At 63.4% G+C, this 25582-nt stretch carries 21 protein-coding genes and 1 pseudogene; 15 read left to right on the top strand and 7 right to left on the bottom strand.

Annotated elements, in window-relative coordinates; all coding sequences use genetic code 11:
- Window positions 1-10: 10 nt before the first annotated feature.
- The 3 genes from X744_RS145940 (at window position 11) to X744_RS145950 (ending at window position 5007) form a co-directional block, all read left to right on the top strand.
- A complete protein-coding gene (locus tag X744_RS145940) occupies window positions 11-1207 on the top strand; it encodes a serine hydrolase (protein ID WP_023761658.1) in 1197 nt (398 codons plus the stop codon).
- A gap of 166 nt (window positions 1208-1373) precedes the next feature.
- Window positions 1374-2555: a serine hydrolase gene (locus X744_RS145945; RefSeq protein ID WP_023761657.1), complete on the top strand. Its 1182-nt coding sequence runs from the start codon at window positions 1374-1376 to the stop codon at window positions 2553-2555.
- A gap of 127 nt (window positions 2556-2682) precedes the next feature.
- Window positions 2683-5007, top strand: coding sequence for a Tex family protein (locus X744_RS145950; protein WP_023761656.1), 2325 nt, complete (start codon window positions 2683-2685; stop codon window positions 5005-5007).
- Window positions 5008-5067: 60 nt separating this feature from the next.
- On the opposite strand, the pseudogene X744_RS01000000170150 reads toward X744_RS145950, so the two are convergent.
- The 3 genes and pseudogenes from X744_RS01000000170150 to X744_RS145960 all read right to left on the bottom strand — a co-directional run bounded on the left by X744_RS01000000170150 (window position 5068) and on the right by X744_RS145960 (window position 6576).
- A pseudogene (locus X744_RS01000000170150) lies at window positions 5068-5369 on the bottom strand (type II toxin-antitoxin system RelE/ParE family toxin).
- Between the two features lie 3 nt (window positions 5370-5372).
- Window positions 5373-5627, bottom strand: coding sequence for a type II toxin-antitoxin system ParD family antitoxin (locus X744_RS145955; RefSeq protein ID WP_023761653.1), 255 nt, complete (start codon window positions 5625-5627; stop codon window positions 5373-5375).
- A gap of 52 nt (window positions 5628-5679) precedes the next feature.
- On the bottom strand, window positions 5680-6576 hold the full coding sequence (locus X744_RS145960; protein ID WP_023761652.1) for a LysR family transcriptional regulator: 897 nt from the start codon (window positions 6574-6576) through the stop codon (window positions 5680-5682).
- A 156-nt stretch (window positions 6577-6732) separates the two neighbouring features.
- Here X744_RS145960 and X744_RS145965 point away from each other — a divergent pair, with 156 nt between their 5' ends.
- The 8 genes from X744_RS145965 (at window position 6733) to X744_RS146000 (ending at window position 19393) form a co-directional block, all read left to right on the top strand.
- Window positions 6733-7929, top strand: a complete 1197-nt coding sequence (locus X744_RS145965) for an acyl-CoA dehydrogenase (protein WP_023761651.1) — start codon at window positions 6733-6735, stop codon at window positions 7927-7929.
- A gap of 112 nt (window positions 7930-8041) precedes the next feature.
- Entirely contained in the window at window positions 8042-11401 is a 3360-nt protein-coding gene (locus tag X744_RS145970; RefSeq protein WP_023761650.1) for a transglutaminase family protein, read from the top strand.
- Window positions 11402-11407: 6 nt separating this feature from the next.
- Window positions 11408-13819: a circularly permuted type 2 ATP-grasp protein gene (locus tag X744_RS145975; protein WP_023761649.1), complete on the top strand. Its 2412-nt coding sequence runs from the start codon at window positions 11408-11410 to the stop codon at window positions 13817-13819.
- Window positions 13820-13847: 28 nt separating this feature from the next.
- A complete protein-coding gene (locus X744_RS145980; protein ID WP_023761648.1) occupies window positions 13848-14732 on the top strand; it encodes a transglutaminase family protein in 885 nt (294 codons plus the stop codon).
- A gap of 100 nt (window positions 14733-14832) precedes the next feature.
- Window positions 14833-15939, top strand: coding sequence for a DNA topoisomerase IB (locus X744_RS145985; RefSeq protein ID WP_023761647.1), 1107 nt, complete (start codon window positions 14833-14835; stop codon window positions 15937-15939).
- 109 nt (window positions 15940-16048) lie between these two features.
- Complete coding sequence (locus X744_RS145990) at window positions 16049-16423, top strand: YciI family protein (RefSeq protein ID WP_023761646.1); 375 nt, start codon at window positions 16049-16051, stop codon at window positions 16421-16423.
- Complete coding sequence (locus X744_RS145995) at window positions 16420-17694, top strand: RNA polymerase sigma factor (protein WP_023761645.1); 1275 nt, start codon at window positions 16420-16422, stop codon at window positions 17692-17694. The genes X744_RS145990 and X744_RS145995 overlap by 4 nt, the downstream gene beginning before the upstream one ends.
- A gap of 184 nt (window positions 17695-17878) precedes the next feature.
- A complete protein-coding gene (locus X744_RS146000; protein ID WP_023761644.1) occupies window positions 17879-19393 on the top strand; it encodes an aldehyde dehydrogenase family protein in 1515 nt (504 codons plus the stop codon).
- 238 nt (window positions 19394-19631) lie between these two features.
- On the opposite strand, the gene X744_RS146005 is transcribed toward X744_RS146000, so the two are convergent.
- From X744_RS146005 to X744_RS146020, 4 genes are all read right to left on the bottom strand, one after another.
- Window positions 19632-20495 (bottom strand): hypothetical protein, encoded by an 864-nt coding sequence (locus tag X744_RS146005; protein ID WP_023761643.1) that lies wholly within the window; start codon window positions 20493-20495, stop codon window positions 19632-19634.
- Between the two features lie 160 nt (window positions 20496-20655).
- The gene (locus X744_RS146010; protein WP_031260858.1) at window positions 20656-21003 is read right to left on the bottom strand and encodes a hypothetical protein; all 348 of its coding nucleotides are present in this window, start codon (window positions 21001-21003) and stop codon (window positions 20656-20658) included.
- A 63-nt stretch (window positions 21004-21066) separates the two neighbouring features.
- Window positions 21067-21921: an endonuclease/exonuclease/phosphatase family protein gene (locus X744_RS146015; protein WP_031260856.1), complete on the bottom strand. Its 855-nt coding sequence runs from the start codon at window positions 21919-21921 to the stop codon at window positions 21067-21069.
- Window positions 21922-22090: 169 nt separating this feature from the next.
- Window positions 22091-23554 (bottom strand): phosphatidylserine/phosphatidylglycerophosphate/cardiolipin synthase family protein, encoded by a 1464-nt coding sequence (locus tag X744_RS146020; protein ID WP_023761640.1) that lies wholly within the window; start codon window positions 23552-23554, stop codon window positions 22091-22093.
- Here X744_RS146020 and X744_RS1000000173990 point away from each other — a divergent pair.
- From X744_RS1000000173990 to X744_RS01000000170145, 4 genes are all read left to right on the top strand, one after another.
- Window positions 23553-23705 (top strand): hypothetical protein, encoded by a 153-nt coding sequence (locus X744_RS1000000173990; protein ID WP_023761639.1) that lies wholly within the window; start codon window positions 23553-23555, stop codon window positions 23703-23705. The genes X744_RS146020 and X744_RS1000000173990 overlap by 2 nt on opposite strands.
- Before the next feature lie 163 nt (window positions 23706-23868).
- The gene (locus X744_RS146025; protein WP_023761638.1) at window positions 23869-24072 is read left to right on the top strand and encodes a hypothetical protein; all 204 of its coding nucleotides are present in this window, start codon (window positions 23869-23871) and stop codon (window positions 24070-24072) included.
- Window positions 24073-24699: 627 nt separating this feature from the next.
- Window positions 24700-25116 carry an AraC family transcriptional regulator gene (locus X744_RS146030; protein ID WP_023761637.1) on the top strand — a complete coding sequence of 139 codons (417 nt, stop codon included), beginning with the start codon at window positions 24700-24702 and terminating at the stop codon, window positions 25114-25116.
- A gap of 216 nt (window positions 25117-25332) precedes the next feature.
- Window positions 25333-25582 (top strand): hypothetical protein (locus tag X744_RS01000000170145; protein WP_032907968.1); only part of this gene is annotated, 250 nt, incomplete at its 3' end.

Here is a 25582-nt window from a genome sequence, read left to right as displayed (position 1 = left end):
GAGAGGCTCAATGTTATCCTACCGCAACAGCGACCCGCGGCCGCCGATCATGCAGGGCTCGCCACCCGCCATCGTGGTTCCCAAGCTTGACTGGGACCGGCCGCCGTGGAACCGCTGGGCGTTCCAGCACATCCGTGAATTCCTGCCGACCGCCGAAGTCTGGCGCGGCAATGGCCATCGCCACCGTTTCGAGCGCGCCGAGGTCGATCTCGACGGGTTGGCGGTTGAGGACAGCACAGGCGCGCCGACGACACTCGCCGGGCTGCTCGACGAGACCTATACGGACGGCTTCCTGGTGCTCAAGGACGGCAAGGTTGCCTATGAGCGCTATTTCAACGGCATGGGCGAACGCACGCTGCACCTGTCGCAGTCGATGGCGAAGTCCGTCACCGGTTCGGTGTTTGGCATACTGGTCGGGCGCGGCCTGATCGATCCGGCCAAGCCGGTGACCGACTACCTGCGGGAGCTCAGCGCGACAGGCTGGGCCGGCGCCAGCGTCCAGCATGTGCTGGACATGACCAGCGGCGTCCGCTTCTCCGAGGAATATACCGACCGCTATTCCGACATTGGCCAGGTCGATGTCGCCACCGGCTGGAAGCCCGTGCCGCCTGACAGCGACCCGGATTTCCGCTGGCCCTCGCACATGTTCGAACTCATCCTGGGCTTGAAGGAAACTCTCCGCCCGCACGGGGCTGCCTTCGAATACCGCTCGATTGAGACCGACGTGCTTGCCTTCATCATGGAGCGCGTGACGGGCAAGCGGCTGCCGCAGCTGGTTTCGGAAGAACTCTGGCAAAAGCTCGGCGCCGATGAAAGTGCCTGCTTCACGGTCGACGGCGCCGGCTATGCGCTGGCCAATGGCGGCTTCAACGCGACGCTGCGCGACTACGGTCGCTTCGGCCAGTTGATCCTCGACAATGGCGGCGGCATCGTGCCGGCCGATTGGATCGAGGCAACGCGCAACGGCAGACACGGGCCGGACTTCAATGCCAGCCTGTCGGAGGGCAGCTATCGCAACCAATTCTGGATCGAGGACCCGCGCTCGCGCGCGCTGATGTGCCGGGGCGTGTTCGGGCAGATGATCCATATCGACTGGAACACAGGAATGGTCGTGGTGAAGCTTTCGACCTATCCGGATTTCAGCAATGTCGCCTATTCCATAGCGACGCTGAAGGCGGTGCACGCCATCGCTGCTGCACTGAGCTGAGAGCCTGTTTGGAAACTCGCTCCAGCGGCCATCTGACGGCGTTTTCTGCGCTTCCGGTGCTCTCGGGCCTGAATGTCCGCTCCGCTCCGGTTCTCGAAACCACCACCATATGACTCGCCGGACCGACTTTCGAAACAGCCTCCAAAAACACATGGGAAGAAACGCCATGACCGGCAAGACCGCGTTCGAGACCCGGTACGGCTTCCGCCGCAACGAGGTGCTGCTCGCCAACTGGCGCGAGAACCCGTTCAACCGATGGTCGTTCCAGAATCTTGGCGAACTGGTGCCTACCGCCCGCGTGGCGGCAGCGCCGACTGGTGTCGAGATGCCCGTCCGGGACATGAGCGGCCTGCTCGACGAGAAGGTCACGGTCGCCAGCACACCGGAGACGGTGGCTGAATTTCTCGTACGTTCGAGCACCGACGCACTGACGGTGATGAAGGGCGGCAAGATCGTCGGCGACTGGTTCGCACCGCATATGGATTTCGGCGCCCATCATATCATCTTTTCGATCAGCAAGTCGCTGACGGCCATCATTGCCGGCATACTGGAAGGCGAGGGGGTGTTCGACCCGGATGCGCCGGTGACGGCCTACATCCCTGAAGCCGCCGGCTCTGCCTATGGCGATGCGAGCGTGCGGCATGTGCTCGACATGAGCGTCAGCCTCGATTTCGAGGAAGCCTATCTCGATCCGGAGAGCGCTTTCGCCCGCTATCGCCGCGCCACGCTGTGGAATCCTGGCGGCGGCACGGAGAGCCTGCGGGAATTCATCCTGACCTTGCAGCATCTTGCCGAGCCGCATGGCCAGACCTTCCGCTACCGCTCGCCCAATTCCGACCTGCTCGGCCTGCTGCTCGAACGCGCATCCGGCCAGCGCTTCGCCGACCTGATGCGCGAGAAATTGTGGCTGCCGCTTGGCGCCGTCAGCGACGCCTCGATCAGCGTCGACATGGAAGGCACGGCCCGCACCGCCGGCGGCATTTCGGTGACGCCGCGCGACCTGGCGCGCGTTGGCGAGATGATGCGGCAAGGCGGGGTGGCCAATGGCCGCCGCATCATGCCGGAAGCCTGGGTGCGAGACACGGTTGCTACCGGCGGCAGTGCCGCCGCCTGGCAGCGTGGCGCGATGCTGCCGCTGTTCCCGAACGGCCGTTACCGCAACAAATGGTACCAGACTGGACACGAAAACGGCGCCTATTGCGGCATCGGCATCCACGGCCAATGGCTCTATGTCGACCCCAAGGCCGAAGTGGTGATCGCCAAGATGTCGTCGCAGCCGGAGCCGGTCGACGACCGGCTCGATATCGAGATCGTCGCCTTTTTTGGGGCGCTGAGCCGCCTCGTCTAGACCGGCTCTAGTCGCCACGTTAGCACACCCTTTCCTGTGGACCCGCCGGGCTGATCGAAGCGCGGCGGTTGGCGGACCGGACGTCTGCGCTTATGGTCGCCGCTCTTTCGACGAGAGCAGGAACGACATGGCATCCGACATCAAGCGCATCGCAGCCATCATCGCGGCCGAGATCAGTGCCCGGCCCGAGCAGGCGGTCGCGGCGATCGAATTGCTCGACGAGGGCGCGACGGTGCCGTTCGTGGCGCGCTACCGCAAGGAGGTCACCGGCGGGCTGGACGACACGCAATTGCGCGACCTTGCCGAACGGCTTGCCTATCTGCGCGAGCTCGATGCCCGCCGCGACACCATCCTTGGCTCCATCCGCGAGCAGGGCAAGCTGACGCAGGAGCTCGAGGGCAAGATCGTCGCCGCCACCACCAAGGCGGAACTGGAAGATATCTACCTGCCGTACAAGCCCAAGCGACGGACGAAGGCCGAAATCGCAAGAGAGCGCGGGCTGGGGCCGCTGGCCGAAGCCATTCTTGCCGACCGTTCGCTCGTCCCGGCCGAACTGGCGCTGGCCTATGTCAGCGAAGAGGTGGTCGACGCCAAAGCCGCCCTCGATGGCGCGCGCGACATCCTGTCGGAACAGTTCGCCGAGAATGCCGACCTGATCGGCAAGTTGCGCACCCACATGAAGGAACGTGCTTTCATGCGGGCCAGGGTGGTCGACGGCAAACAAGAGGCCGGCGCGAAATTCTCCGATTATTTCGACCATGTCGAGCGCTGGGCGAATGTGCCGAGCCATCGCGCGCTGGCGATGCTGCGCGGCCGCAACGAGGAAGTGCTGTCGCTCGACATCGAGGTCGATGCCGACGACACGTCGCCGGTGAAGCCGGTCGAGCGGATGATCGCCAATGCCTATGCCATCGGCGGCAGCCTGCCGGGCGACCGCTGGCTGATGGAGGTGGCGGGCTGGACCTGGCGCATAAAACTGTCGCTGCACCTGACGCTCGATTTGATGCGCGATCTGCGCGAACGAGCGGAAGAGGAAGCGATCCACGTCTTTGCCCGCAATCTGAAGGATTTGCTGCTCGCGGCCCCCGCCGGTTCTCGTGCCACGATGGGGCTCGACCCCGGCATCCGCACCGGCGTCAAGGTGGCGGTGGTCGACGGAACCGGCAAGGTGCTCACCACGACGACGGTCTATCCGTTTCCGCCGAGGAACGATGTGCGAGGCACGCAGGCGGAACTCGCCAAGCTCATCCGCCTGCACAAGGTCGAGCTGATCTCGATCGGCAACGGCACCGGCAGCCGCGAGACGGAGAAGCTGGTGGCGGACATGCTGTCCGACATGCCGGCGGACGGTGGCCCGAAGCCGCTGAAGGTGATCGTCAGCGAGGCGGGCGCCTCGGTCTATTCGGCGTCGGCGACGGCGGCGGCGGAATTTCCCGGCCTCGACGTGTCGTTGCGCGGCGCGGTGTCCATCGCGCGGCGGCTGCAGGATCCACTGGCCGAACTGGTCAAGATCGAACCAAAATCGATCGGTGTCGGTCAGTATCAGCATGACGTCGACCAGTACCGGCTGGGACGCTCGCTGGAGGCCGTGGTGGAAGACGCGGTCAACGCCGTCGGCGTCGATCTCAACACCGCTTCGGCCCCGCTGCTGGCCCGAGTTTCGGGGCTCGGCGCGTCACTGGCCGACGCCATCGTCGCGCATCGCGATGCGAGCGGCCCCTTCGCCAGCCGGAAGGACCTGCTCAAGGTGCCGCGGCTCGGACCGCGCGCCTTCGAACAGTCCGCCGGCTTCCTGCGCATCGCCAACGGCAGCGAGCCGCTCGATGCCTCGTCGGTGCATCCGGAAGCCTATGGCGTGGCGAAGAAGATCGTCGCCGCCTGTGGGCGCGATGTCCGTTCGCTGATGGGGGACAGTGCCGCACTCAAGGCGCTCGACCCGCGCGTCTTCGTCGATGAGCGTTTCGGCTTGCCAACGGTGCGCGATATCCTGGCGGAGCTGGAAAAGCCCGGCCGCGATCCGCGTCCCGGTTTCAAGACCGCGACCTTCGCCGACGGCATCGACGACATCAAGGATCTGAAACCCGGCATGCTGCTGGAAGGCACCGTCACCAATGTCGCCGCCTTCGGCGCCTTTGTCGATATCGGCGTCCATCAGGACGGTCTGGTGCACGTCTCGCAACTGGCCGACCGGTTCATCAAGGACGCGCATGAGGTGGTCAAGGCTGGCGATGTGGTTAAGGTGCGCGTCGTCGACGTCGACATCAAGCGTAAGCGTATCGCGCTTTCGATGCGCAAGGACGGGGGCGAAGGCGGTGCACCGCGCGGTGGGCCGCGCGACAATGGCGGCGGCAGGCCAGCGCCGCGTTCGCCGGCGCCACAGCGCCAGCCGGAAAGGCCGGCGCAGCAAGGCGCGTTCGGCGCAGCGCTGGCCGATGCGCTGAAGCGGAAATGACTATTCTGCGACCGGCCCCTTGGCACGTCCGCGTTTGATGAGATTCATGCGACGCGGGGTTCAAGAATCATTGCGTCCCTCAAGAATGGTCGGGATGTCGCGGGCACCATGCAAAATGCGCTCGATACGCACGTCATCGCCATCGGCGGTGTAGAGGATCACATAGCGCTGAAATGCGATGGAGCGCAGGCCGGGCCATAGACTCAACTGGGGAACGCCACCGCGTGGTGCGTCTGCAATGCGGCCACAGCTTCCCTGAGCGCAGCTATGAAGCGTCGAGCCGCGGCGGGATTTTCAGCGAGGATGTAATCGCCGATCTCTTCGACGTCATGCGCGGCGGCTGGCGCAAATATGACCGCCATTGTTCACGGCTTTCCGCCGCTGTATTTTGCTTCCAGTCGCTTAAACACCTGTTCGGCCGGGATGCCCGGCCCACTCTCCACGCCCTTTCGAATGTCTTCTCGTAGCGCCGCAAGCTTTGCCTCGCGCTGTTCTTCGCGCTCTTCCAGTAGGCGCAGGCCATCGCGCACAACTTCGCTGGCGCTGGCATAGCGGCCGCTCTCTACCAACTCGCGCACCAATGTCTCGTAGCGGGGGCCGATGCTGTAACTTGCAGGCATGAGTCATCCTTCCTATTATCCAATATTATCAATTTTTGATAAATCTGCCAAATCAAAACTGATGACCTACATGCTTAAGAAGCCAGTCGCGAAAGCTGGCGACGGGGGGATGGCCGCGCTTGTCATGCGGGACGACGAGATAGTAGGCGCTGCGGCTTTGCATGGGCTGACCGGGCGCCAGCACGAGTTGGCCGCGATGCAATTCGCCTGCGATGAGGATCAGCGGCAACAGCGCCACGCCGAGGCCAGCCATGCAGGCCTGGGCAGCGGTGCCGAACTGTTCGAACTGCATGCCGGGTCCGCTCGGCGCGCTCAGCCCCTGATGCTCGAACCATTCGGTCCAGGCGCCGGGCCGCGTCGCCATATGCAGCAGCGGCAGGCGGCCGATATCGGCCGGTGAGGCGATAGCGCGGCCGGCGAGGAATTCTGGCGAGACGACCGGCGCCACAGTTTCGCGAACCAAAAGTGTCGAGTCGGCCTCCGGCCAGTCCGGCAGGCCGTAGTGGATTGCCGCATCCAGCCTCTCCCTAGCGAAGTCGAAGCGGCCGATGCGGGTGACGAAGTTGATGGTGATGTCCGGGTTGTTTTCGACGAAATCGGGGATCATCGGCATCAGCCAGCGCGTACCGAAGGTCGGCAATATGGCAAGGTTCAGGATGCCGATATGCCGATTGCTCATCAATCCAAGGGCCGCGTCACGTAACTGGCCAAGCGCTGAACGCACAGCGTCGGCGTAGATCTCGCCTGATGTCGACAGCCTGACATTGCGGCTGTCGCGTTCGAACAGTCGGCGGCCGAATTGATCTTCCAGCAACCTGATCTGCCGGCTGACCGCGCCCTGGGTCAGATCGAGCTCCTGGGCAGCAGCGGTGAAGCTGCCGAGCCGAGCCACAGCCTCGAAGGCGGCAAGGGCGCTGATGTTGGGCAAAAGACGGCGCTGGACACTCATGATCCATTACTAATGCTCATTGATCGATTAGGCAATTTCGTTTGATTTTTCCGGGGCGCGGGCCGATAAGCCGGGCCAAGATTTTGCTTCATGCATGTCGTCATCCCAAAACCGCTGAATACTTTTGGGCGACATGCGTTGGTTTGGGAGAACGCTATGGCTGCCGACAAGAATGCATTCGTCTGGGAAGATCCGTTCTTGATCGAGGACCAGCTTTCGGAAGACGAGCGCATGGTGCGCGATGGTGCGGCAGCCTTTGCCGCCGACAGACTGGCGCCTCGGATCGAGGACGCCTATCTCAACGAGACCTTCGACACCGCGATCTTCCGCGAAATGGGCGAGGCCGGCCTGCTCGGCATCAATATCCCCGAGGAATTCGGCGGGCTCGGCGCCAACTATGTGACCTACGGGCTGGTCGCGCGGGAAGTCGAACGTGTCGACTCCGGCTATCGCTCGATGATGTCAGTGCAGTCGTCGCTGGTGATGTATCCGATCTATGCCTACGGCTCAGACGAGCAGCGCAAGAAATATCTGCCCAAGCTCGCCAGCGGCGAGTGGATCGGCTGTTTCGGCCTGACCGAGCCGGATGCCGGCTCCGACCCCGGCGGCATGAAGACGCGCGCCGAGAAGACCGCCAATGGCTACAGGCTGTCCGGCTCGAAGATGTGGATTTCCAACGCGCCGGTCGCCGATGTGTTCGTCGTCTGGGCGAAGTTGAAGGGCGAGAACTGCAAGGATGAGATCCGCGGCTTTGTGCTGGAAAAGGGCATGAAGGGGCTTTCGGCTCCGACGATCGGCGGCAAGCTGTCGCTGCGGGCATCGATCACCGGCGAAGTGGTGATGGAAGGCGTCGAAGTCGGCGAAGACGCGCTGTTGCCCAACGCCAAGGGGCTTGGCGGTCCATTCGGCTGCCTCAACCGGGCCCGCTACGGCATTTCCTGGGGCTCGATGGGGGCTGCGGAAGATTGCTGGCACCGCGCCCGCCAATACGGTCTTGATCGCAAGCAGTTCGGCAAGCCGTTGGCCGGCACGCAGCTTTACCAGAAGAAGCTCGCCGACATGCAGACCGAGATAGCGCTTGGGCTGCAGGCATCGTTGCGCGTCGGACGGTTGCTCGATGAAGGCAAGATGGCGCCGGAAATGATCTCGATCGTCAAGCGCAACAATTGCGGCAAGGCGCTCGACATCGCCCGCCAGGCCCGCGACATGCATGGCGGCAACGGCATCCAGATCGGCTACCACGTCATGCGCCATGCGCAGAACCTGGAGACGGTCAACACCTATGAGGGCACGCATGACGTGCACGCGCTGATCCTGGGACGGGCGCAGACGGGGATACAGGCGTTCTTCTGAGCGTTCGGTAGCTGCTTAAATTAGGTGCACCGCAACATCTCTGCTTGGAGAATGGCCGCCTGATGTGTCAGGGTTCAGCGAAATCGTTTGAAACGCTGAATTCCGGGGCTTCATGGCAATTCTGGCAGCTGTCTATCACCTGACCCATTACAAATACGACCGGCCGGTGGTTCTCGGTCCCCAGATCATCAGACTGCAGCCGGCGCCGCATTCCCGCACCAAGGTGCTCAGCCATTCGCTCAAAGTCGAGCCGGCGAACCACTTCGTCAATCTGCAGCAGGATCCCTACGGCAACTTCCTTGCCCGCTTCGTCTTCCCGGAGCCGGTCACCGAACTGAAGATCGAGGTCGACCTCCTCGCCGACATGACGGTCTACAATCCGTTCGACTTCTTCGTCGAACCATCGGCCGAGACCTTCCCGTTCGAGTACCCGGAAGAGATACGCGACGATCTCGCCATCTACCGGACGCCGGAGCCGGCCGGCCCGTTGCTTTCGGCCTTGCTCGGGACAATCGACCGCAGCGCGCCGAATACTGTCAATTTCCTCGTCGATCTCAATGCGCGGCTGCAGCGCGAAATTGCCTATATCGTTCGCATGGAGACCGGTGTGTTCTCGCCGGAGGAGACGCTTGCGGCGAAAAAGGGTTCGTGCCGGGATTCGAGCTGGCTGCTGGTGCAGATCCTGCGCAATCTCGGCATCGCCGCGCGCTTCGTTTCCGGCTACCTGATCCAGTTGAAGCCGGATCTGGTGGCGCTCGACGGGCCAGCCGGAACCGCCGTCGACTTCACCGATCTGCATGCCTGGTGCGAGGTTTATCTTCCCGGCGCCGGCTGGATCGGCTTCGATCCGACCTCCGGCCTGCTCACCGGCGAGAGCCATGTGCCGCTGGCGGCGACGCCGCATTTCCACAACGCTGCCCCGATTTCCGGCATGGCGAGCTTCGCCAATGTCGAATTCGGCTTCGACATGCGGGTAGACCGCATCGCCGAGCATCCGCGCATCACCAAACCGTTCTCGGATGAAAGCTGGCAGGCGCTCGATGCGCTCGGCAACAAGGTCGATGCTGCACTGTCGGCCGGGGACGTGCGGCTGACGATGGGCGGCGAGCCGACCTTCGTGTCGATCGACGATTTCGAGTCGGCCGAGTGGAACACCGCGGCCGTCGGCCCGACCAAGCGTGAAAGGGCCGATGAACTGATCCGAAAACTGCGTGAGCGTTTCGCGCCGGGTGGTTTCCTCCATTATGGCCAGGGCAAATGGTATCCGGGCGAAAGCCTGCCGCGCTGGACCTTTTCGCTCTACTGGCGGGCCGATGGCGAGCCGGTGTGGAGCGACCCGTCGCTGATCGCGCGCGAAAAGAGCGAGGCCGATGTCGGCCCGAAACAGGCCGAAAGCCTACTGACCGCGATTGCCGGCGAACTCGGCATCGACAAAAGCATGGTCAGCGAAGCCTATGAGGATCCGGCCGAGTGGCTGCTCAAGGAGGGCAAGCTGCCGGACAATGTCGATCCGTCCAACTCCAAGCTTGAGGACCCGGAAGAGCGCAGCCGCATGGCGAAAGTGTTCGAACGCGGGCTGACCAAGCCGTCGGGTTACGTGTTGCCCGTGCAGCGCTGGAACGGCCAGGCGTCAGGGCCGCGCTGGCGCTCGGAAAGATGGCATACGCGGCGCGGCCGGCTGTTCCTGGTGCCGGGCGATTCACCCGTCGGCTACCGCTTGCCGCTCGGCACGTTGCCCTATGTGCCGCCGGCGCAGTTCCCTTACATCGTGCCGGTCGATCCGTCGCTGCCGCGCGGACCGCTGCCCGCGCGCGAAGCCATATTGCCCGGTACGGCTCCGGCCGAACAGGAAGGCGCCGACGAGATGGCGCGCCGCCAGCAGGCGGCGTCCTTCACGGCGGCGACCGGCCAGCAGGATCGGGTCGAACAGGAGATCACCGAGATCGGCGGCGCGGTGCGTACCGCACTTTCGGTCGAACCGCGCGACGGACGGCTTTGCGTGTTCATGCCGCCGGTCGAGGCGCTGGAAGATTATCTGGAGCTGGTCGCAGCGGCCGAGAACGCGGCAAAGGCGATCGGCCTTCCCGTGCATATCGAGGGCTATGGCCCGCCGCATGATCCGCGCCTCAACGTCATCCGCGTGGCGCCCGATCCCGGCGTCATCGAGGTCAACATCCATCCGGCTTCGAACTGGCAGGATTGCGTGGCGACGACGACGGCGATCTACGAGGAAGCGCGGCAGACACGGCTTGGCGCCGATAAATTCATGATCGACGGCCGTCATACCGGCACCGGCGGCGGCAACCATGTCGTCGTCGGCGGCGCGACGCCCAACGACAGCCCATTCCTGCGCCGGCCAGACCTGTTGAAGAGCCTGGTGCTGCAATGGCAGCGGCGTCCGTCGCTGTCCTATCTTTTCTCGGGCCTGTTCATCGGCCCGACCAGCCAGGCGCCGCGCTTCGACGAGGCGCGTCACGACTCGCTCTACGAACTCGAAATCGCGATGGCGCAGGTGCCGCATCCAGATCAGGGCGCGGCACCCTTGCCGTGGCTGGTCGACCGGCTGTTCCGCAATTTGTTGACCGACGTCACCGGGAATACGCATCGCTCGGAAATTTGCATCGACAAGCTGTTCTCGCCGGACGGTCCAACCGGCCGGCTGGGTCTTGTCGAGTTCCGCGGTTTCGAGATGCCGCCCAATGCGCGCATGAGCCTGGCGCAGCAACTGCTTGTCAGGGCGATTATTGCCCGCGCTTGGAAGAGCCCGCTCGACGGCCGCTTCGTGCGCTGGGGTACCTCGCTGCATGACCGCTTCATGCTGCCGCACTATGTCTGGGCCGATTTTCTCGACGTGCTTGACGACCTCAAGCTCAACGGTTTCGAGTTCAGGCCCGAATGGTTCGACGCCCAGCTCGAGTTCCGCTTCCCGTTCTGCGGCGAGGTTCAGCACGCGGGCGTCAAGCTGGAACTGCGCCAGGCGCTGGAGCCGTGGCATGTCATGGGCGAGCAAGGAGCGATCGGTGGTACCGTGCGCTTCGTCGATTCCTCGGTCGAGCGGCTGCAGGTCAAGACCGAAGGTCTCAATCCGGAGCGGCACGCGATCGTTTGCAACGGCCGCATCGTGCCCATGAAGGTCACGGACAATCGCGAAGTCGCCGTGGCGGGCGTCCGTTTCAAGGCCTGGCAACCGGCCTCCGGTCTGCATCCGGCACTGCCGGTCAACACGCCGCTGGTGTTCGATATCTATGACCGCTGGTCGGGCCGGGCGGTCGGCGGCTGCGTCTACCATGTCGCGCATCCGGGCGGGCGCAACTACGATACATTCCCGGTCAACGGCAATGAGGCGGAGGCACGGCGCCTCGCCCGCTTCGAACCGCGCGGGCATACGCCGTCCGCCTATGTGCTGCGTGAAGAACAACCGGCGGAAGATTTCCCGATGACCCTTGACCTTCGGCGGCCGGCAAGACTCTGATCAGCGATGGCGAAGGGGAATCACAGACGAGTACGCGGCAAGCCGCAGATCCACAGCCTGCTGGAGCACTACCAGCCGATCGACGGCGTCGTCGACGAGATGGTCGATGCGTCAGGAAACCCCCGTCCGACCTGGAAACACTTCATCGAGGCGCTCGACGAGCTGGGGCCTGAAAAGCTTGGCCAGCGCTTTGCCCGCGCCGACCAGTATCTGCGCGATGCCGGTGTTTATTACCGCGTCTACGACAAGGCTGGCGCCAATGAGCGCGAATGGCCGCTGGCGCACGTCCCGGTTCTTATCGAAGAGAGCGAGTGGGCGGCGATCAGCGCCGGCCTCGTGCAGCGCGCCGAACTGTTCGAGGAAACAATCGCCGATATTTACGGGCCGAACCGGCTGGTCGAGAAAGGCATCCTGCCGGCGGGATTGATCGCCGCCAGCCCCGAATATTTGCGGCCTGTCGTCGGCACCAAGCCAGCCGGCGGTCATTTCCTGCATTTCTGTGCCTTCGAACTGGGCCGTGGGCCTGACGGCCAGTGGTGGGTGCTCGGCGACCGCACCCAGGCGCCGTCCGGCGCCGGCTTTGCGCTGGAGAACCGTGTCGCCACCACGCGCGCGCTGTCCGACATCTATGGCGAGATGCATGTGCACCGCCTTGCCGGCTTCTTTCGCCGCTTTCGCGATGCACTGATCGGCATGGCCAAGGAGACCGACGGCCGCGTCGCCATCCTGACGCCTGGGCCGCTCAACGAAACCTACTACGAACACGCCTATATCGCCCGCTATCTCGGCATCATGCTGCTCGAAGGCGAGGACTTGACCGTTTCCGGCGGCAGGCTGATGGTGCGCACGGTTTCCGGGCTGATGCCGATCAGCGTGTTGTGGCGGCGGCTCGATGCGGCTTTCGCCGATCCGCTCGAACTGCGCGCGGACTCGCAGATCGGCACGCCGGGCCTGGTCGAGGCGATCCGCCAGGGTGCGGTTGCGACGGTCAATGCGCTGGGCTCCGGCCTGATGGAGACACGGGCGCTGCTTGCCTTCCTGCCCGAGATTTCACGCGCGTTGCGGGGCGAGGAATTGCTGCTGCCGAGTGTCGCGACATGGTGGTGCGGGCAAGCAACCGAACGCGCGCATGTGCTGGCCAATATCGATCGCCTGGTCATTGGCCCGGCGCTGTCGACGAGACTTGCCTTCGAGGATGACGATCAGACGAAGCTCGGCTCGGCGCTGTCGGCCGGGGAGCGGGCGGAGCTGGTGTCGCGCATCGAGCGCGATGGCGGCAACTTCGTCGGCCAGGAAGCGGTGACGCTTTCGACGACGCCCGTCTATGTCGGGGGCTGGCTGGAGCCCCGGCCGGCGAGCCTGCGGGTCTATCTGGCGCGAACGCCCGCAGGCTGGACGGTGATGCCGGGTGGCTTTGCCCGCGTCGGCCTGTCGCTCGACCCGACGGCGATCGCGATGCAGCGCGGAGGCCAGGCGGCGGACGTCTGGGTGGTCAGCGAGCGACCGGTGGAGCGCGAGACGCTGCTGCCGCAAGAGGGCGACAGTTTCACGCGCACCAAGCCCGGTAGCCTGCCCAGCCGCGCGGCGGAGAACCTGACCTGGCTCGGACGTTACATCGAACGCTCGGAAGACACGGTGCGCATCCTGCGCGCCTATCATGTGCGGCTGGCCGAAACCTCCGACCCGGATATGCCGCTGCTCGCCGACATCAGGGAGTATCTCCAACCTTTCGGCATCGACATCGAGACGGCGATCCCGTCAGGGCTGATCGGTACGCTGGATAGCGCGGTCTACAGCGCCGGTCAGATTCGCGACCGCTTCTCGCCCGATGGCTGGCTGGCGCTGAAGGACCTGTCGAAGACCATCCATCAGTTCGCAACGACGGTGGCGCCAGGCGACGACGCGACCCGGGCGATGACGGTCATCCTGCGCAAGCTCGCCGGCTTTTCCGGCCTGCTGCACGAGAACATGTACCGCTTCGCCGGCTGGCGCTTCCTCGAGATCGGCCGGAGGCTGGAGCGCGGCATCCAGATCGCCCGTACGCTATCCCGGCTGACCAGCGCCAAGGCGCCGGACGGCGCGCTCGACATGATGCTGGAGATCGGCGACAGCGTGATGACCCACCGTCGGCAATATCCGGTGCAGGCCGGCCGGCGCACGGTGATCGATCTCTTGGCGCTCGACCCGCTCAATCCTCGCTCCATCCTGTTCCAGCTCGAAAGGCTGAAGGCCGAGATCGGCCTGTTGCCATCGCTCGGCGGGCAAGGGCACATGTCGCCGGCGGCGAAGGAAATCCTGCAGCTCAACACTGCCATCGCCATCAAGGAGCCTTCGGACATGACAGCGAAGGCGCTGGATGATCTCGCCCACGAAATCGGCGGCCTCTACAACAGCCTCGCCAAAGCCTATTTCGGCTAAGCCGGTTCCGAAACGAGAAAAGTAGAGCATGCTTTACGACATCAGGCTTCATCTCCATTACGACTATGCCGCGGCGGCCGGTGGCGGCCGCCATCAGATCCGCGTGCTGCCGTCGACGATATCGGACGTTCAGCGCGTCATCGCGGCATCCTTGTCCTTTGCGCCGGCGCCCAATGAGCGTTCGGATTTTCCCGATTTCTTCGGCAACAACGTCACGTCGATCGCCTTTCGCGACGCGCATGACACACTCGACATAAGGATGAGCGCACGCGTATCGGTGTCGCGGCCCGAGCCCGGCCTCGACGTGTCGCCCGATATCGGCAGGCTCAGGCAGGAGCTTGCCGCCGTGCGGTCGCTGGCGCCTGATACACCCCACCATTTCCTGGCGGCCAGCATTCATGCCGGCATCGATGGTGCGATCACCGGCTACGCTCGGGATAGTGTCGCCGGCTCTGCCGCCGGCACGGCGATGAACCTGTGCAATCGCATCCATCGCGATTTCACCTATGACGGCGAGGCGACCACGGTGCGAACCAGGGCCAGCGACGCCTTCAAGTTGAAGCGCGGTGTATGCCAGGATTTTTCGCATATCATGATCGCCGGCCTGCGCGGGCTCGGTATTCCGGCCGGCTACGTCAGCGGCTTCCTGCGCACCATCCCGCCGAAGGGCAAACCCCGGCTTGAAGGCGCCGATGCCATGCATGCCTGGGTCAAGGTCTGGTGCGGGCGCGACGCCGGCTGGCAGGAATTCGATCCGACCAACGGCATGCGGGCCAGCAACGACCACATCACCGTCGGTTACGGCCGCGACTACTCGGACGTGGCACCGATCGTGGGCGTTCTCAAGACCACGGGGGGACAGGTCGGCGAGCAAGCTGTCGACGTCATTCCGGTCGTGCTCGAAAAGGCCTGAGCTTCGGGCCGGCGCTCTCGCCCGCCCCCGGCTTTTCCGACCATACGTGGAACCAGCAATCGGCCAGTGGCTTATCTACGGATATTTGCGCGGAGCTGACATGCTGCAGAAATCCGGATTGTCGCACAGCCGATCGGCTGAAGGAGATGCTGTGCCGAAAAATGGCACGCCGAAGAACGGGTCGCAAAGCTCGGCCGATCATGCGTCGCTTACCTATGTCAGTGATGCCGAGCCGGGTATCCGGCGGCTGAAGACAGGCAAGGGATTTACCTACAAGGGGCCGGATGGGCGGCCCGTTGCCGATGCTACCAGGGCGCGTATCGAGGCAATTGTCATTCCGCCGGCCTGGACGGATGTGTGGATTTCGCCCGACGCCGAGGGCCATATCCAGGCAACGGGCAGGGACCTGCGCGGACGCAAGCAATACCGCTACCATCCGCAATGGGCCGAAGAACGCGACGGCGCCAAATATTCAAGCCTTGTCGCCTTTGCCGAAAGCCTGCCGACTCTGCGGCGCAGGATCGACAGCGATCTGCGCCGTCCCGGCTTGCCGTTCGAGCGTGTCGTCGCCGCGGTCGTCTGGCTGCTCGACAACACGATGATCCGGGTCGGCAATGCCGCCTATGCCCGCGACAACAAGAGCTTCGGGCTGACCACTTTGCGTGACCGCCATGTCGATATCGTCGGTTCAAGCCTGCGCTTTGCCTTCATGGGCAAGTCAGGCAAGGAGTGGAAGCTGAAGCTGGTCGACCGCCGTATCGCCAGGATTGTTCGCGGCGCGCAGGATCTGCCGGGCCAGAAGCTGTTTCAGTACCTCGATGACGACGGCAACAGGCGGCCGGTCCATTCAGAGGACGTCAACCGCTATATCCGTGAGGCGGCTGGCGATGCCTTCAGCTCGAAGCATTTCCGCACCTGGGGCGGCACCATCCACGCCGCGTCGCTGTTTGCACAGACGGAAATGCCGGAAAGCCAGGCACAGCAAAAGCGGGTGATGAACAGCGTCGTCGACAAGGTCGCCGAGCGGCTGGGCAACACACGCGCGGTCTGCCGCAAATGCTACATCCATCCGCAGCTCTTCGAGGCGTGGTCAAAGGGGCGATTGCTGGACGAAATGGCACAGGCCAACAAGCATAAGCGCTCGATCGATGGTCTGGACGATGAGGAAGCGCTCGTGCTGCGATGGCTGAAGCTGCACGAAAGCTGACCGGCAGCGACGGAGCGTCGCCAAATCCGCCGCCTCGGGATTTTTTTATCGACGCCATGTCGGGATCGGACTTACTGTTTCGTCCTTTGACAGAGAAAAAGGACCAACCATGCTCTACGCAATCCTCTGCTATGCTTCCGAAGATGTCGTCTGCTCCTGGAGCAAGGCACAGGACGACGAGGTCATGGCCAATCTCCGCGACGTCCAGGACAAATATGTCAAGGCTGGCAGGCTTGGGCCGGTCGCAAGGCTCTTGCCGACCACGGCCGCGACTACGCTGAGGAGGGTCAAGGGCGAAGTGGTCGTCATCGACGGTCCGTTTGCCGAGACCAAGGAACAATTCCTCGGCTTCTACACGCTCGAATGCGCCGATCTCGACGAGGCCGTGGAATTCGCCCGCGAACTTTCCGAGGTCAATCCGAGTGGCGGCTCTTACGAGATCCGGCCGGTCTCGGTCTTCAACCGCAACAAGGTCCCGGCATGACCGAACTTGCCTGGATCAGCTCCGCGATCAGCGCCGCCCGTCCGCAGGCGATGGGTGCGCTGCTGCGTTATTTCCGCGACCTCGATACGGCGGAAGAAGCTTTCCAGGACGCGTGTCTCAGGGCCATCAAGAACTGGCCGCAGAACGGCCCGCCGCGTGATCCGGCGGCCTGGCTGATCTTTGTCGGCCGCAACAGCGGCATCGACGCGGTGCGCAAGCGGGCCAAGCAGGCGCCGATGCCGGAGGAAGACCAGATCTCGGACCTGGAAGACGCCGAAAGCGATATCGCCGAGCGGCTGGACGGGGCGCATTACCGCGACGACATATTGCGGCTGCTGTTCATCTGCTGCCATCCCGACCTGCCGGCAACGCAGCAGATCGCGGTGGCGCTGCGGATTGTCTCGGGCCTCACCGTCAAGCAGATCGCGCGGGCCTTCCTGGTTGGCGAAAGCGCCATGGAGCAGCGCATCACCCGCGCCAAGGCGCGTATTGCGGACGCCGGCGTGCCGTTCGAGACGCCAGGCGCAGTCGAGCGGTCCGAACGGCTCGCCGCTGTCGCCGCGATGGTCTACCTGATCTTCAACGAAGGCTATTCGACCAACAGCGGCGAGGCGCCGGCCCGTGCGCCGCTGTGCGAAGAAGCGATCCGGCTGGCCCGGCTGTTGCTGCGGCTGTTCCAGACCGAGCCGGAGATCATGGGGCTGACGGCGCTGCTGCTTCTGCAGCATGCGCGCGCACCGGCCCGTTTCGACGAAGACGGCGAGATCGTGCTGCTCGAGGATCAGGATCGCAGCCTGTGGAGCCGCAAGATGATCGATGAGGGGCTGGCACTGGTCGACAAGGCGCTGCGCCATCGCAAGCCCGGCCCCTATCAGGTGCAGGCGGCCATTGCCGCCCTGCATGCTCGGGCCGAAAAGGCCGAGGACACCGACTGGAACGAGATCGATCTGCTCTACCGTTTGCTCGAGCAGATGCAGCCGTCGCCGGTGATCACGCTCAACCGGGCCGTCGCGGTCTCGAAGGTGCGTGGTCCGGCAGAGGCGCTCGCCATGATCGAGCCGCTGGAAGAACGGCTGTCCGGCTATTTCCACTTCTTCGGGCTCAAGGGTGGGCTTCTGATGCAGCTTGACCGGGGCGAGGAGGCGCGTGTCGCCTTCGACCGCGCGATTGCGCTGGCGAACACGGCGGCGGAAGCGGCTCATATCCGCATGCATATCGACCGGCTGATGAAGGACGGGGCCACCCGCGCGCCGACGCAAAAGGCAAACTGAGCGCCGTCCGCATGTCTGGCTCAATCGTGTCGCCTGGGCTTGGACCATGCCGGGGTGGCGATTCTTCCCCGAAACGAGTAATGCCACGCCATGACTGTGCCCGAAGTGCTGACCGGCACGCGGGCGACATTGCGCGAGCATTGGTTCAACGCCATCTGATGGCGATGGATCCGAAAGGGACAAAATGACGATAGCGAAGGAAACGACCGAGATTCTGGCGAAACTGGGTGTGGCCAAGGATGCGCTTGTCGGCGGTGACCTGATGGTACGCAGCCCGGTGACGGGCGAGCAGATCGCGGCGCTTAAGACGATCTCGCCCGCCGATGCGGCCAAGACCATCGATGCCGCGCACAAGGCCTTCCAGGCGTGGCGGCTGGTGCCCGGCCCGAGGCGTGGCGAACTGGTGCGGCTGCTCGGCGAGGAGTTGCGCGCGCACAAGGCCGAGCTTGGCCGGCTGGTCTCGATCGAGGTCGGCAAGATCCCGTCCGAGGGCCTCGGCGAAGTGCAGGAGATGATCGACATCTGCGATTTCGCCGTCGGTCTCTCCCGGCAATTGTACGGCCTGACCATCGCTACCGAGCGTCCGGGACATCGCATGATGGAAACCTGGCATCCGCTTGGCGTCGTCGGTGTCATCTCCGCCTTCAATTTCCCGGTTGCGGTGTGGTCGTGGAACGCGGCACTGGCGCTGGTCTGCGGCGATGCGGTGGTGTGGAAGCCGTCGGAGAAGACGCCGCTGACGGCGCTTGCCTGCGAAGCTATCTTCAAACGTGCGGTCAAGCGCTTCGGCGCGGATGCACCTGAGGGCCTGGCGCCGGTGCTGATCGGCGATCGTGCCGTCGGTGAGATCCTGGTCGATCATCCCAAGGTGCCGCTGGTGTCGGCCACCGGCTCGACCCGCATGGGCCGCGACGTCGGCCCGCGGCTGGCCAGGCGCTTTGCGCGCGCGGTGCTGGAGCTTGGCGGCAACAATGCCGGCATCGTCTGCCCGACAGCCGATCTCGACATGGCGTTGCGCGCGATTGCCTTTGGAGCGATGGGCACGGCAGGCCAGCGCTGCACCACGCTGCGGCGCCTGTTCGTGCATGACAGCGTCTACGATGCCCTGGTTCCACGTCTCAAGAAGGCCTACGAGAGCGTCTCGGTCGGCAATCCGCTGGAGACCTCCTCGCTGGTCGGGCCGCTGATCGACAAGGCAGCTTACGAGAACATGCAGAAGGCGCTGAAGGAAGCCGCCGCCCAGGGTGGCAAGGTGACCGGTGGCGCACGGGTCGAGAACGGTTACCCGGATGCCTATTACGTGCATCCGGCGCTCGTCGAAATGCCCAGGCAGGTCGCCCCGGTCACGGAAGAGACCTTCGCGCCGATCCTCTATGTGATGAAATATTCAGATTTCGACGCCGTGCTCGACGAGCACAATGCGGTGGGCGCCGGCCTGTCGTCGTCGATCTTCACCCGCGACCTGCAGGAGTCCGAGCGCTTCCTCGGTGTCGATGGGTCTGACTGCGGCATCGCCAATGTCAACATCGGCACCTCGGGCGCCGAGATCGGTGGCGCCTTCGGCGGCGAAAAGGAAACAGGCGGCGGCCGCGAGAGCGGCTCCGATGCGTGGAAGGCCTATATGCGGCGCGCCACCAACACGGTGAACTACTCAAAGGCACTGCCGCTCGCCCAGGGCGTCTCGTTCGATATCGACTGACGAGGGCCGGGTTGGGCATTGGCAGCTTTTGTGCCGGTAGCTTTTAACGATAGGAATTTTTTCTTGACCTCGTGCCCTCAGCTATGGTACATATTCGTCCATGGTGCTGATTTGCGCCAGTGACCCGCCGTGCAGGCGGGTTTTTCGTTTGATGCTTCGTCAGCCAACGCCGGCGAAGGCTGCGAAGGATAACCCGAGTTCGTTGCCATGGGCGTCTCCCGCAGGGTTGCCCAACCGATCAGCTGCCTGCCGGCTGGCCAAAAGTCGCGTCGAAAGCGGCATCGACTATGGCCAGCTTGGCGGCCTGGACGGTCATGTATTCCTGGTAGAAGGTGTTCGACACCCACATCACCGAATGGCCGCGCTGGCCGAGCCAGCCGATGCTGCCGAGGTTCTCGGCGGCGCGCAGTTTGCGGGCAAGGTGGGTACGCGACAGCTTGAGCCATTTGGCGAAATCGCCGATCGAAACCACGCTGGTCGCAATCCGCTCCAGGCCGGCATGATCGGGGTCGATGCCCGACATCAGCCAGTCCATGACGATGCCGCCATTGTTGAGCCAGATGAACAGGGAAAAGGTCTGGTTGGGTTCGCGCACCGGCGCGGAGGCTAGCAGGCCGTCCGCCACCAGAGGCTGGAGCCTGGCAACCATTTCGGGATGCTCCAGGAATCTGGCCAAGCGGTCAGCGCCGTCGAGGCGATCCAGCGTCCGTAAATGGGCAAGGACCCAGCCGGAAAAGGTCTGCACGGTTGCCGCCGTCGGCTGCAAGGGATGGGTACGGCCGTCGCCACCCGACACGTATTCGGCAATGTGGTAGTGCAGCATCTCCTTGATGAAAGCGTCTGCTGTGTTGCGGCTGGCCACCGCGTGCTGGTGCACGAACTCGATGAAACGCGATACCGTCAGTTCCTTGCGACGGTCGTGCGGGTCGCGCCTGAAATGCATGGCAAGGCCGACATGGCCCATCAGCCAACGCTGCTGCGTGGCGAAAATCGAAGCCAGCCGCGGACTGTCCTGATAAATCTGGATCAGCGCCAGCGACTGCTCCTGAACGCAACGATGCAACGCCGGATGGCCGGCAATGTCTTCCAATCTCAGCGCCATCTCCTGGTGTTCCGGCTCGACTCCAAAGCGGGTTGCGCTCCAAATTTTTCAGCCTTCGGCAGCTGTGTCCAGAGGGTATCAAATAGCGAGGTCAGGCTCTGTCCGGGTAGGGTCGCCAAGCTGGCCTGCTTTGTCGCCAGCCGGTTGGCACGGCCAAAGATCAGCTGCAGACGCGGACCTCCTCGATCACCCTGTGGTGGTGGCGCCAGTGCTTGATCAGTTCGATGTGGCAGCGGTGATGCCGGTAGTGGCGGCGATATTCGCCGTCGCTGTAGTCGCCATATTGCGCGTTCTGGTCGTCATCATACTGGTTGTCGTAAATACGCCGGTCGTGATGGCGGCGAACGATGATTTCGCCATTGTCGAACTGATCATCCGGTGAATATTGGTCGTCCGGTGAATATTGGTCGTCGTCGGACTGGATAATCACGCTTGCGGCTTGCGTCGGTGCCACCACCGCGGCCGTTGCGGCGAATGCCAATACGGAAGCTAAAATCAATTTCTTCATTCGGTCCTCCTGCGAACTCAAGACCTATCAACTCGTGGACGAACCGGGCGTTCCACAGGACATCTACACGCTTTGCGACGCCTGGGACATCAAACCGTTATCGGCATCAGCCATGCGCTCCAGTTGGACAAAGGCCGTCAACGGCAGATGGTCCGATGCAACCCGAGAAAGCGGCGTGTCATGCGCGTCGACGGCGGCAATCATGCCATGCCTGTTGGCCATGATGCGGTCGAGCGCCAGCAGCGGCAGGTTCGAGGGGAAGGTGGGGACCGCCGGCGGCTGCGGGCCGAACGACGCATGCAGCGTATTGAGCGCGGAGCGGTTGCCGAGGCGCCATTCGTTGAGGTCGCCGAGCAGCAAGGTCGGCTTTTCGTCCGGGCTGTTCATCAGGTCGAGTACGACACGTGCCTGCTGGGAGCGCGAGCGGCGCAGCAGGCCGAGATGGGCGGCGATGATGCGCAGCGTCTGGCTTCCATCGAGGTCGATCTCCGCCACCAACGCGCCGCGCGGCTCCAGTCCCGGAAGTCTGATCTGGTGCACGTCACGAACGACGCCCTTCTTGAACAGCAAGACATTGCCATGCCAGCCATGGCCCTTGCCGGTCGCGGAAATCGGCACCGGAACAAGGCCGGTTTCGCGCTCGAGCCGGGCCAGGTCGAGAAGCCCGATACGGTCGCCGAAGCGGTTGTCGACTTCCTGCAACGCAATGACATCCGGATCGATCTCGCGGATGACGCGGACGGTCCGCTCCGGGTCGAACTTCCTGTCGACGCCGATGCATTTGTGGACATTGTAGGAGGCAACCAGCGTGCCGGTGATGGCCGTGGTCTTGAGTGCGGCAACGTTTGCCTTCCGCATCCGGCGGTCACGAATGGATAACAGCATACTTGCCGGGAGGCTGCGTCCGGTCACGCGCATCGTGTGCCTACCATGGCCGCTGCTTTCACCATGCACTTCAGATAGAGTCTTTCAGTCCATATTCCATGATCGGCATCAAACTATCCGCCTAACACGTCGTTTTGGTAAAGATGGGTTCACTCTCATCCAGAGACTGGGTGAACCCATCTAGAGATAGGGATAAACCCATCTAGAGATAGGGCGAGCCGAGCCAGAGGGCCCGGTCGAACAGTCTGATGAGGAACGGCCTGGCCTTCAACGCTTCCAGCGTGACCGGTACGGCCGTCTCAAGCGCCGACCGGATGCGCGCTTCGATCTCGTTGGCAAAGCCGGCGTCGAGGATTTCGAGGTCGATCTCGAAATTCAGCCGCAGCGACCGGGCGTCAAGATTGGAAGAGCCGACATAAGCCCACACGCCGTCGATCGAAACCAGTTTCGAATGGTCGAAAGGTCCTTCCGTGCGCCACACGCGGCAATAATGTTTCAGCACCTGGTCGAATTGCGCCGTCATCGCACGGTCGACCAGGAAAAGGTTGTTCACCGCCGGTACGACGATGTCGATTTCGACACCTCGCCTGCCCGCCGTTATCAGCGCACTGATTAGTTCGCGATCCGGCAGAAAATAGGGCGACATCAGGCGGATCGATTTGCGGGCGACGGAGAATGCGCCGATCAGCAGCTTGTGGTTGGTTTCGTTGCTGGCGTCCGGGCCGGAAGCGACGGCCCGGACCAGCATTGGCACGCCGGGTGCCGGCGACAGCGGGGCAATTCGCCACGCATCACTCTTCAGCGCTTCGTTGGTGGCGAAGCGCCAGTCCTCGGCTGCGACCGAAAAGAGGTCGGCGACGACTGGACCGGTCACCCGGAAATGTGTGTCCCTGGCGCTGTTGGAGCCGGCGAATTCGGCTGAGAAGCCCTTGCGGATGTTCATGCCGCCGGTGAAGGCGACCATGCCGTCGACCACGAGGATCTTCCGGTGGGTCCTGAGATTGGCATAGGGCAGGCGCAGACCCATGACGATGTTGCCGTTGAAGAGATCGGTGGTGATGTTGGCCTCGCGCAAATGACCAAGGATGCTCGGCACGGAGTAGCGGGCGCCGACGGCATCGATCAGCACGCGCACGGCGACGCCGCGCCGGACGGCGCCGGCCAGCGCTTCGACGAAGAGTCGGCCGACGGCGTCATTGTCGAAAATGTAGGTTTCGAGCAGGATGCTGCGTTCGGCGCCGTCGATCGCCGCACACATGGCCGCATAGGCCTGGTCGCCGGTCTCGAGCAGCTCTATTGCATTTCCAGGCGTCAGTGCGCGCCGCGCCACCCTGTCGCCCAGTGTTCTCAAGCCGGTGAACCGCTGCCCGTATCGCTCGACGACAAGGGCCTCTTCGGCGGCGACGTCGCGCTCGAGCTTGGCGGACACCGCGTTGCCGGCAAGCGGACGCTGTGCGGTGATCGTGGCACGACGGATGCGGTTGATGCCGGCGACGGCATAGATCAGCACGCCGAGGATCGGCGACAGCACCATCACGCCGACCCAGCCGGTGGCGGCGCGGACATCCTCCTTGGTCATGACGGCGTGAACGATGCCGACGGTCGCCATCACCACGGAGATGACCGCGAGAATTTGGGGCCAATGAGTCGCCAGGGTCTCCAACATGGCCGAGACTATCCAGCGCGCGATTGCAGAAGGCAATGCGGCCGATCATGTGCTGGAACTGATCTTGCCAGGCATCGTGCGATGGCAAGCGTTCGATGTTGCGAAGAGATACTCAGTGCCGGCGACAGGCGGCCTGGCCGAAGAATTGTAACCTTGGGCAGAGCGGCGAAGCATAGAGACGAGCTGACGCAACGTCATTCTCTGCAGCCACCGGTTGTCGAAGGCTTCCTATGCTTGGCGGCGGACTTGTTGTATGCAAGCGGGAATAAAAAACAATGATGTAACGTTTCGGTCGAGGGCGAGGGGGGCCGCGAATGGTGGAGTTCAACTTCGGCGGACCGCCTATGGGTGACGACGACGTCGAATTATCGGCCGAATGCCGGCGCCAGTTGTTGCCGCTCGTGCGCGAAATCGTTCAGGCGGCGGTCGCGGTCGGTTGGAACGAGGAGGATGTTCTTCTCGGCCTTGTCGAACTTGCATGGAATCTATACGAGGAGCGTCGCGAGGATACGCAATAGCTGGCGATATTCAGCCGGCCCGCAAGATCTTCGACTGCCCAGTCCATCGGCGCCAGTCCTTTCGTTTTTCCCGGACAAAACGCTTTCTTTGCGCATGGAAGTTCTTCCATAGCCTTAGCATGTGCGTTAGTTTGATTCCCGGGTTGGTGGGCTAAAGGGGATTTCGAACGGCGAGGCGGCTGAGGCGAGGCCCATGAAACATGCGGAGACCTGGGAAGGCGGCGCTTTCCGGGGCGGCGGTCGGGGACGAGTATCCCGACCTGTGTTCGGCGTTATTGCGGAAAGTGCAAGCCCGAGAAGGGCAGCCCAGCGCGGGAGCGCGATGTCTCCGCGCGACTGGATCGCGGAAGCTTCTGGCGACCAGCATTCCTCAGGGATTTTGCCGGCTCGCATAACTGTCCGTGTTCGGCAAGGCCGGCCCGTGGGCTCTCGATACCGTCCGCCGCTGCCGAGCCGACCGGGATTGCCGGCGCCGGGACCGATTGACCGTTCAACGCTTGTCCCTCCGGCATATGATGCGTGAGAGCCGGCACAGGTCCAGTTCGATCAATCACGAATTGTTTTCGAGGGAACGACGTATGCCGCATCAGGTTGAGTTCCATTCGGGAAAGATCAGGAGGCCGAGCCATGCGGCGCCATGATGATCCCCGGGAACCGACTTCCGGGACCGATGCGACGCGACAGCCGACGCTGAACGTGAAAGGCGGGCTTTCGGTGCGCGGTGCGCGCCGCGTGCAGGAATTCCTGAACGAGAACTTTTCGCGCAAGCTGGCACTTTCCGAAATGGCCGCGGTTTGCGGGCTTTCGCCCTATCACTTCATGCGGGCTTTCTCGAAGACGTTCGGGGCGCCGCCGCACCAGTATGTTCTCGATCTGCGGCTGGACTTCGCGGAAAGACTGCTTCTCGACAGGCGCATGACCATCGCGGAGATCGCTCATCTCTGCGGATTTTCAAGCCAGAGCCATTTTACCACGATGATGAAGAAGTATCGCGGTGTCACGCCATTGCAAGCGCGGTCCGGAAAGCTTAGGCGGGAAGCTTAGGCGGACCGGTAGATTGCGCAAGTACTTTGACGCTGGCGGATGATCTCTTATTAAAGCGATTACTAAAGTAACGAGCCGTTAACCTCTACGGTCCTGCGCCGATGTTTTGTCACGAGACAGCAATTTCGTGAAATACCGCAAGCCAGAATCATGGCTTCTTAGCATCAGTTCGTATTGTCAGACATTTTCACGCCGACAGGCGGGCGGAGAGGGACCATGACCGACAATCACATTTCCAATGGCTCGTTTGCGCGGGCGGTGAATTTCGCCGGGCACTGGATCGCGGGCGCCGGTCATGGCTCTCGCTCGACGCGCCGCCGCCTGATGGCGGTGCTGCGCATGGCGCACCGCGTGCTCGGCCTCGGCCGCAAGAATATGGGTCTGGGAACGCTGGGCGTCGGCGGCAGTGTGCGTTCGGCCGGCGCGATCGGCGGCGTTGGCCGACGCCAGTTCATGGCCCGAAAGC

The organism is Mesorhizobium sp. LNHC252B00 (genome assembly GCF_000502955.1).
Lineage (GTDB): Bacteria > Pseudomonadota > Alphaproteobacteria > Rhizobiales > Rhizobiaceae > Mesorhizobium.
This window is presented reverse-complemented; position numbering and strand designations above follow the sequence as displayed.

What these genes read in the sequence shown, in the direction of transcription:
- X744_RS146005 (WP_023761643.1), bottom strand. Translation starts at nt 20,495, where the DNA reads ATGGCGCTGAGATTGGAAGACATTGCCGGCCATCCGGCGTTGCATCGT.
- X744_RS146000 (WP_023761644.1), top strand. Translation starts at nt 17,879, where the DNA reads ATGACGATAGCGAAGGAAACGACCGAGATTCTGGCGAAACTGGGTGTG.
- X744_RS146010 (WP_031260858.1), bottom strand. Translation starts at nt 21,003, where the DNA reads ATGAAGAAATTGATTTTAGCTTCCGTATTGGCATTCGCCGCAACGGCC.
- X744_RS145965 (WP_023761651.1), top strand. Translation starts at nt 6,733, where the DNA reads ATGGCTGCCGACAAGAATGCATTCGTCTGGGAAGATCCGTTCTTGATC.
- X744_RS146025 (WP_023761638.1), top strand. Translation starts at nt 23,869, where the DNA reads ATGGTGGAGTTCAACTTCGGCGGACCGCCTATGGGTGACGACGACGTC.
- X744_RS145960 (WP_023761652.1), bottom strand. Translation starts at nt 6,576, where the DNA reads ATGAGTGTCCAGCGCCGTCTTTTGCCCAACATCAGCGCCCTTGCCGCC.
- X744_RS146020 (WP_023761640.1), bottom strand. Translation starts at nt 23,554, where the DNA reads ATGTTGGAGACCCTGGCGACTCATTGGCCCCAAATTCTCGCGGTCATC.
- X744_RS1000000173990 (WP_023761639.1), top strand. Translation starts at nt 23,553, where the DNA reads ATGGCCGAGACTATCCAGCGCGCGATTGCAGAAGGCAATGCGGCCGAT.
- X744_RS145955 (WP_023761653.1), bottom strand. Translation starts at nt 5,627, where the DNA reads ATGCCTGCAAGTTACAGCATCGGCCCCCGCTACGAGACATTGGTGCGC.
- X744_RS145970 (WP_023761650.1), top strand. Translation starts at nt 8,042, where the DNA reads ATGGCAATTCTGGCAGCTGTCTATCACCTGACCCATTACAAATACGAC.
- X744_RS146030 (WP_023761637.1), top strand. Translation starts at nt 24,700, where the DNA reads ATGCGGCGCCATGATGATCCCCGGGAACCGACTTCCGGGACCGATGCG.
- X744_RS146015 (WP_031260856.1), bottom strand. Translation starts at nt 21,921, where the DNA reads ATGCGCGTGACCGGACGCAGCCTCCCGGCAAGTATGCTGTTATCCATT.
- X744_RS145980 (WP_023761648.1), top strand. Translation starts at nt 13,848, where the DNA reads ATGCTTTACGACATCAGGCTTCATCTCCATTACGACTATGCCGCGGCG.
- X744_RS145950 (WP_023761656.1), top strand. Translation starts at nt 2,683, where the DNA reads ATGGCATCCGACATCAAGCGCATCGCAGCCATCATCGCGGCCGAGATC.
- X744_RS145940 (WP_023761658.1), top strand. Translation starts at nt 11, where the DNA reads ATGTTATCCTACCGCAACAGCGACCCGCGGCCGCCGATCATGCAGGGC.
- X744_RS145995 (WP_023761645.1), top strand. Translation starts at nt 16,420, where the DNA reads ATGACCGAACTTGCCTGGATCAGCTCCGCGATCAGCGCCGCCCGTCCG.
- X744_RS145990 (WP_023761646.1), top strand. Translation starts at nt 16,049, where the DNA reads ATGCTCTACGCAATCCTCTGCTATGCTTCCGAAGATGTCGTCTGCTCC.
- X744_RS145945 (WP_023761657.1), top strand. Translation starts at nt 1,374, where the DNA reads ATGACCGGCAAGACCGCGTTCGAGACCCGGTACGGCTTCCGCCGCAAC.
- X744_RS145975 (WP_023761649.1), top strand. Translation starts at nt 11,408, where the DNA reads ATGGCGAAGGGGAATCACAGACGAGTACGCGGCAAGCCGCAGATCCAC.
- X744_RS145985 (WP_023761647.1), top strand. Translation starts at nt 14,833, where the DNA reads ATGCTGCAGAAATCCGGATTGTCGCACAGCCGATCGGCTGAAGGAGAT.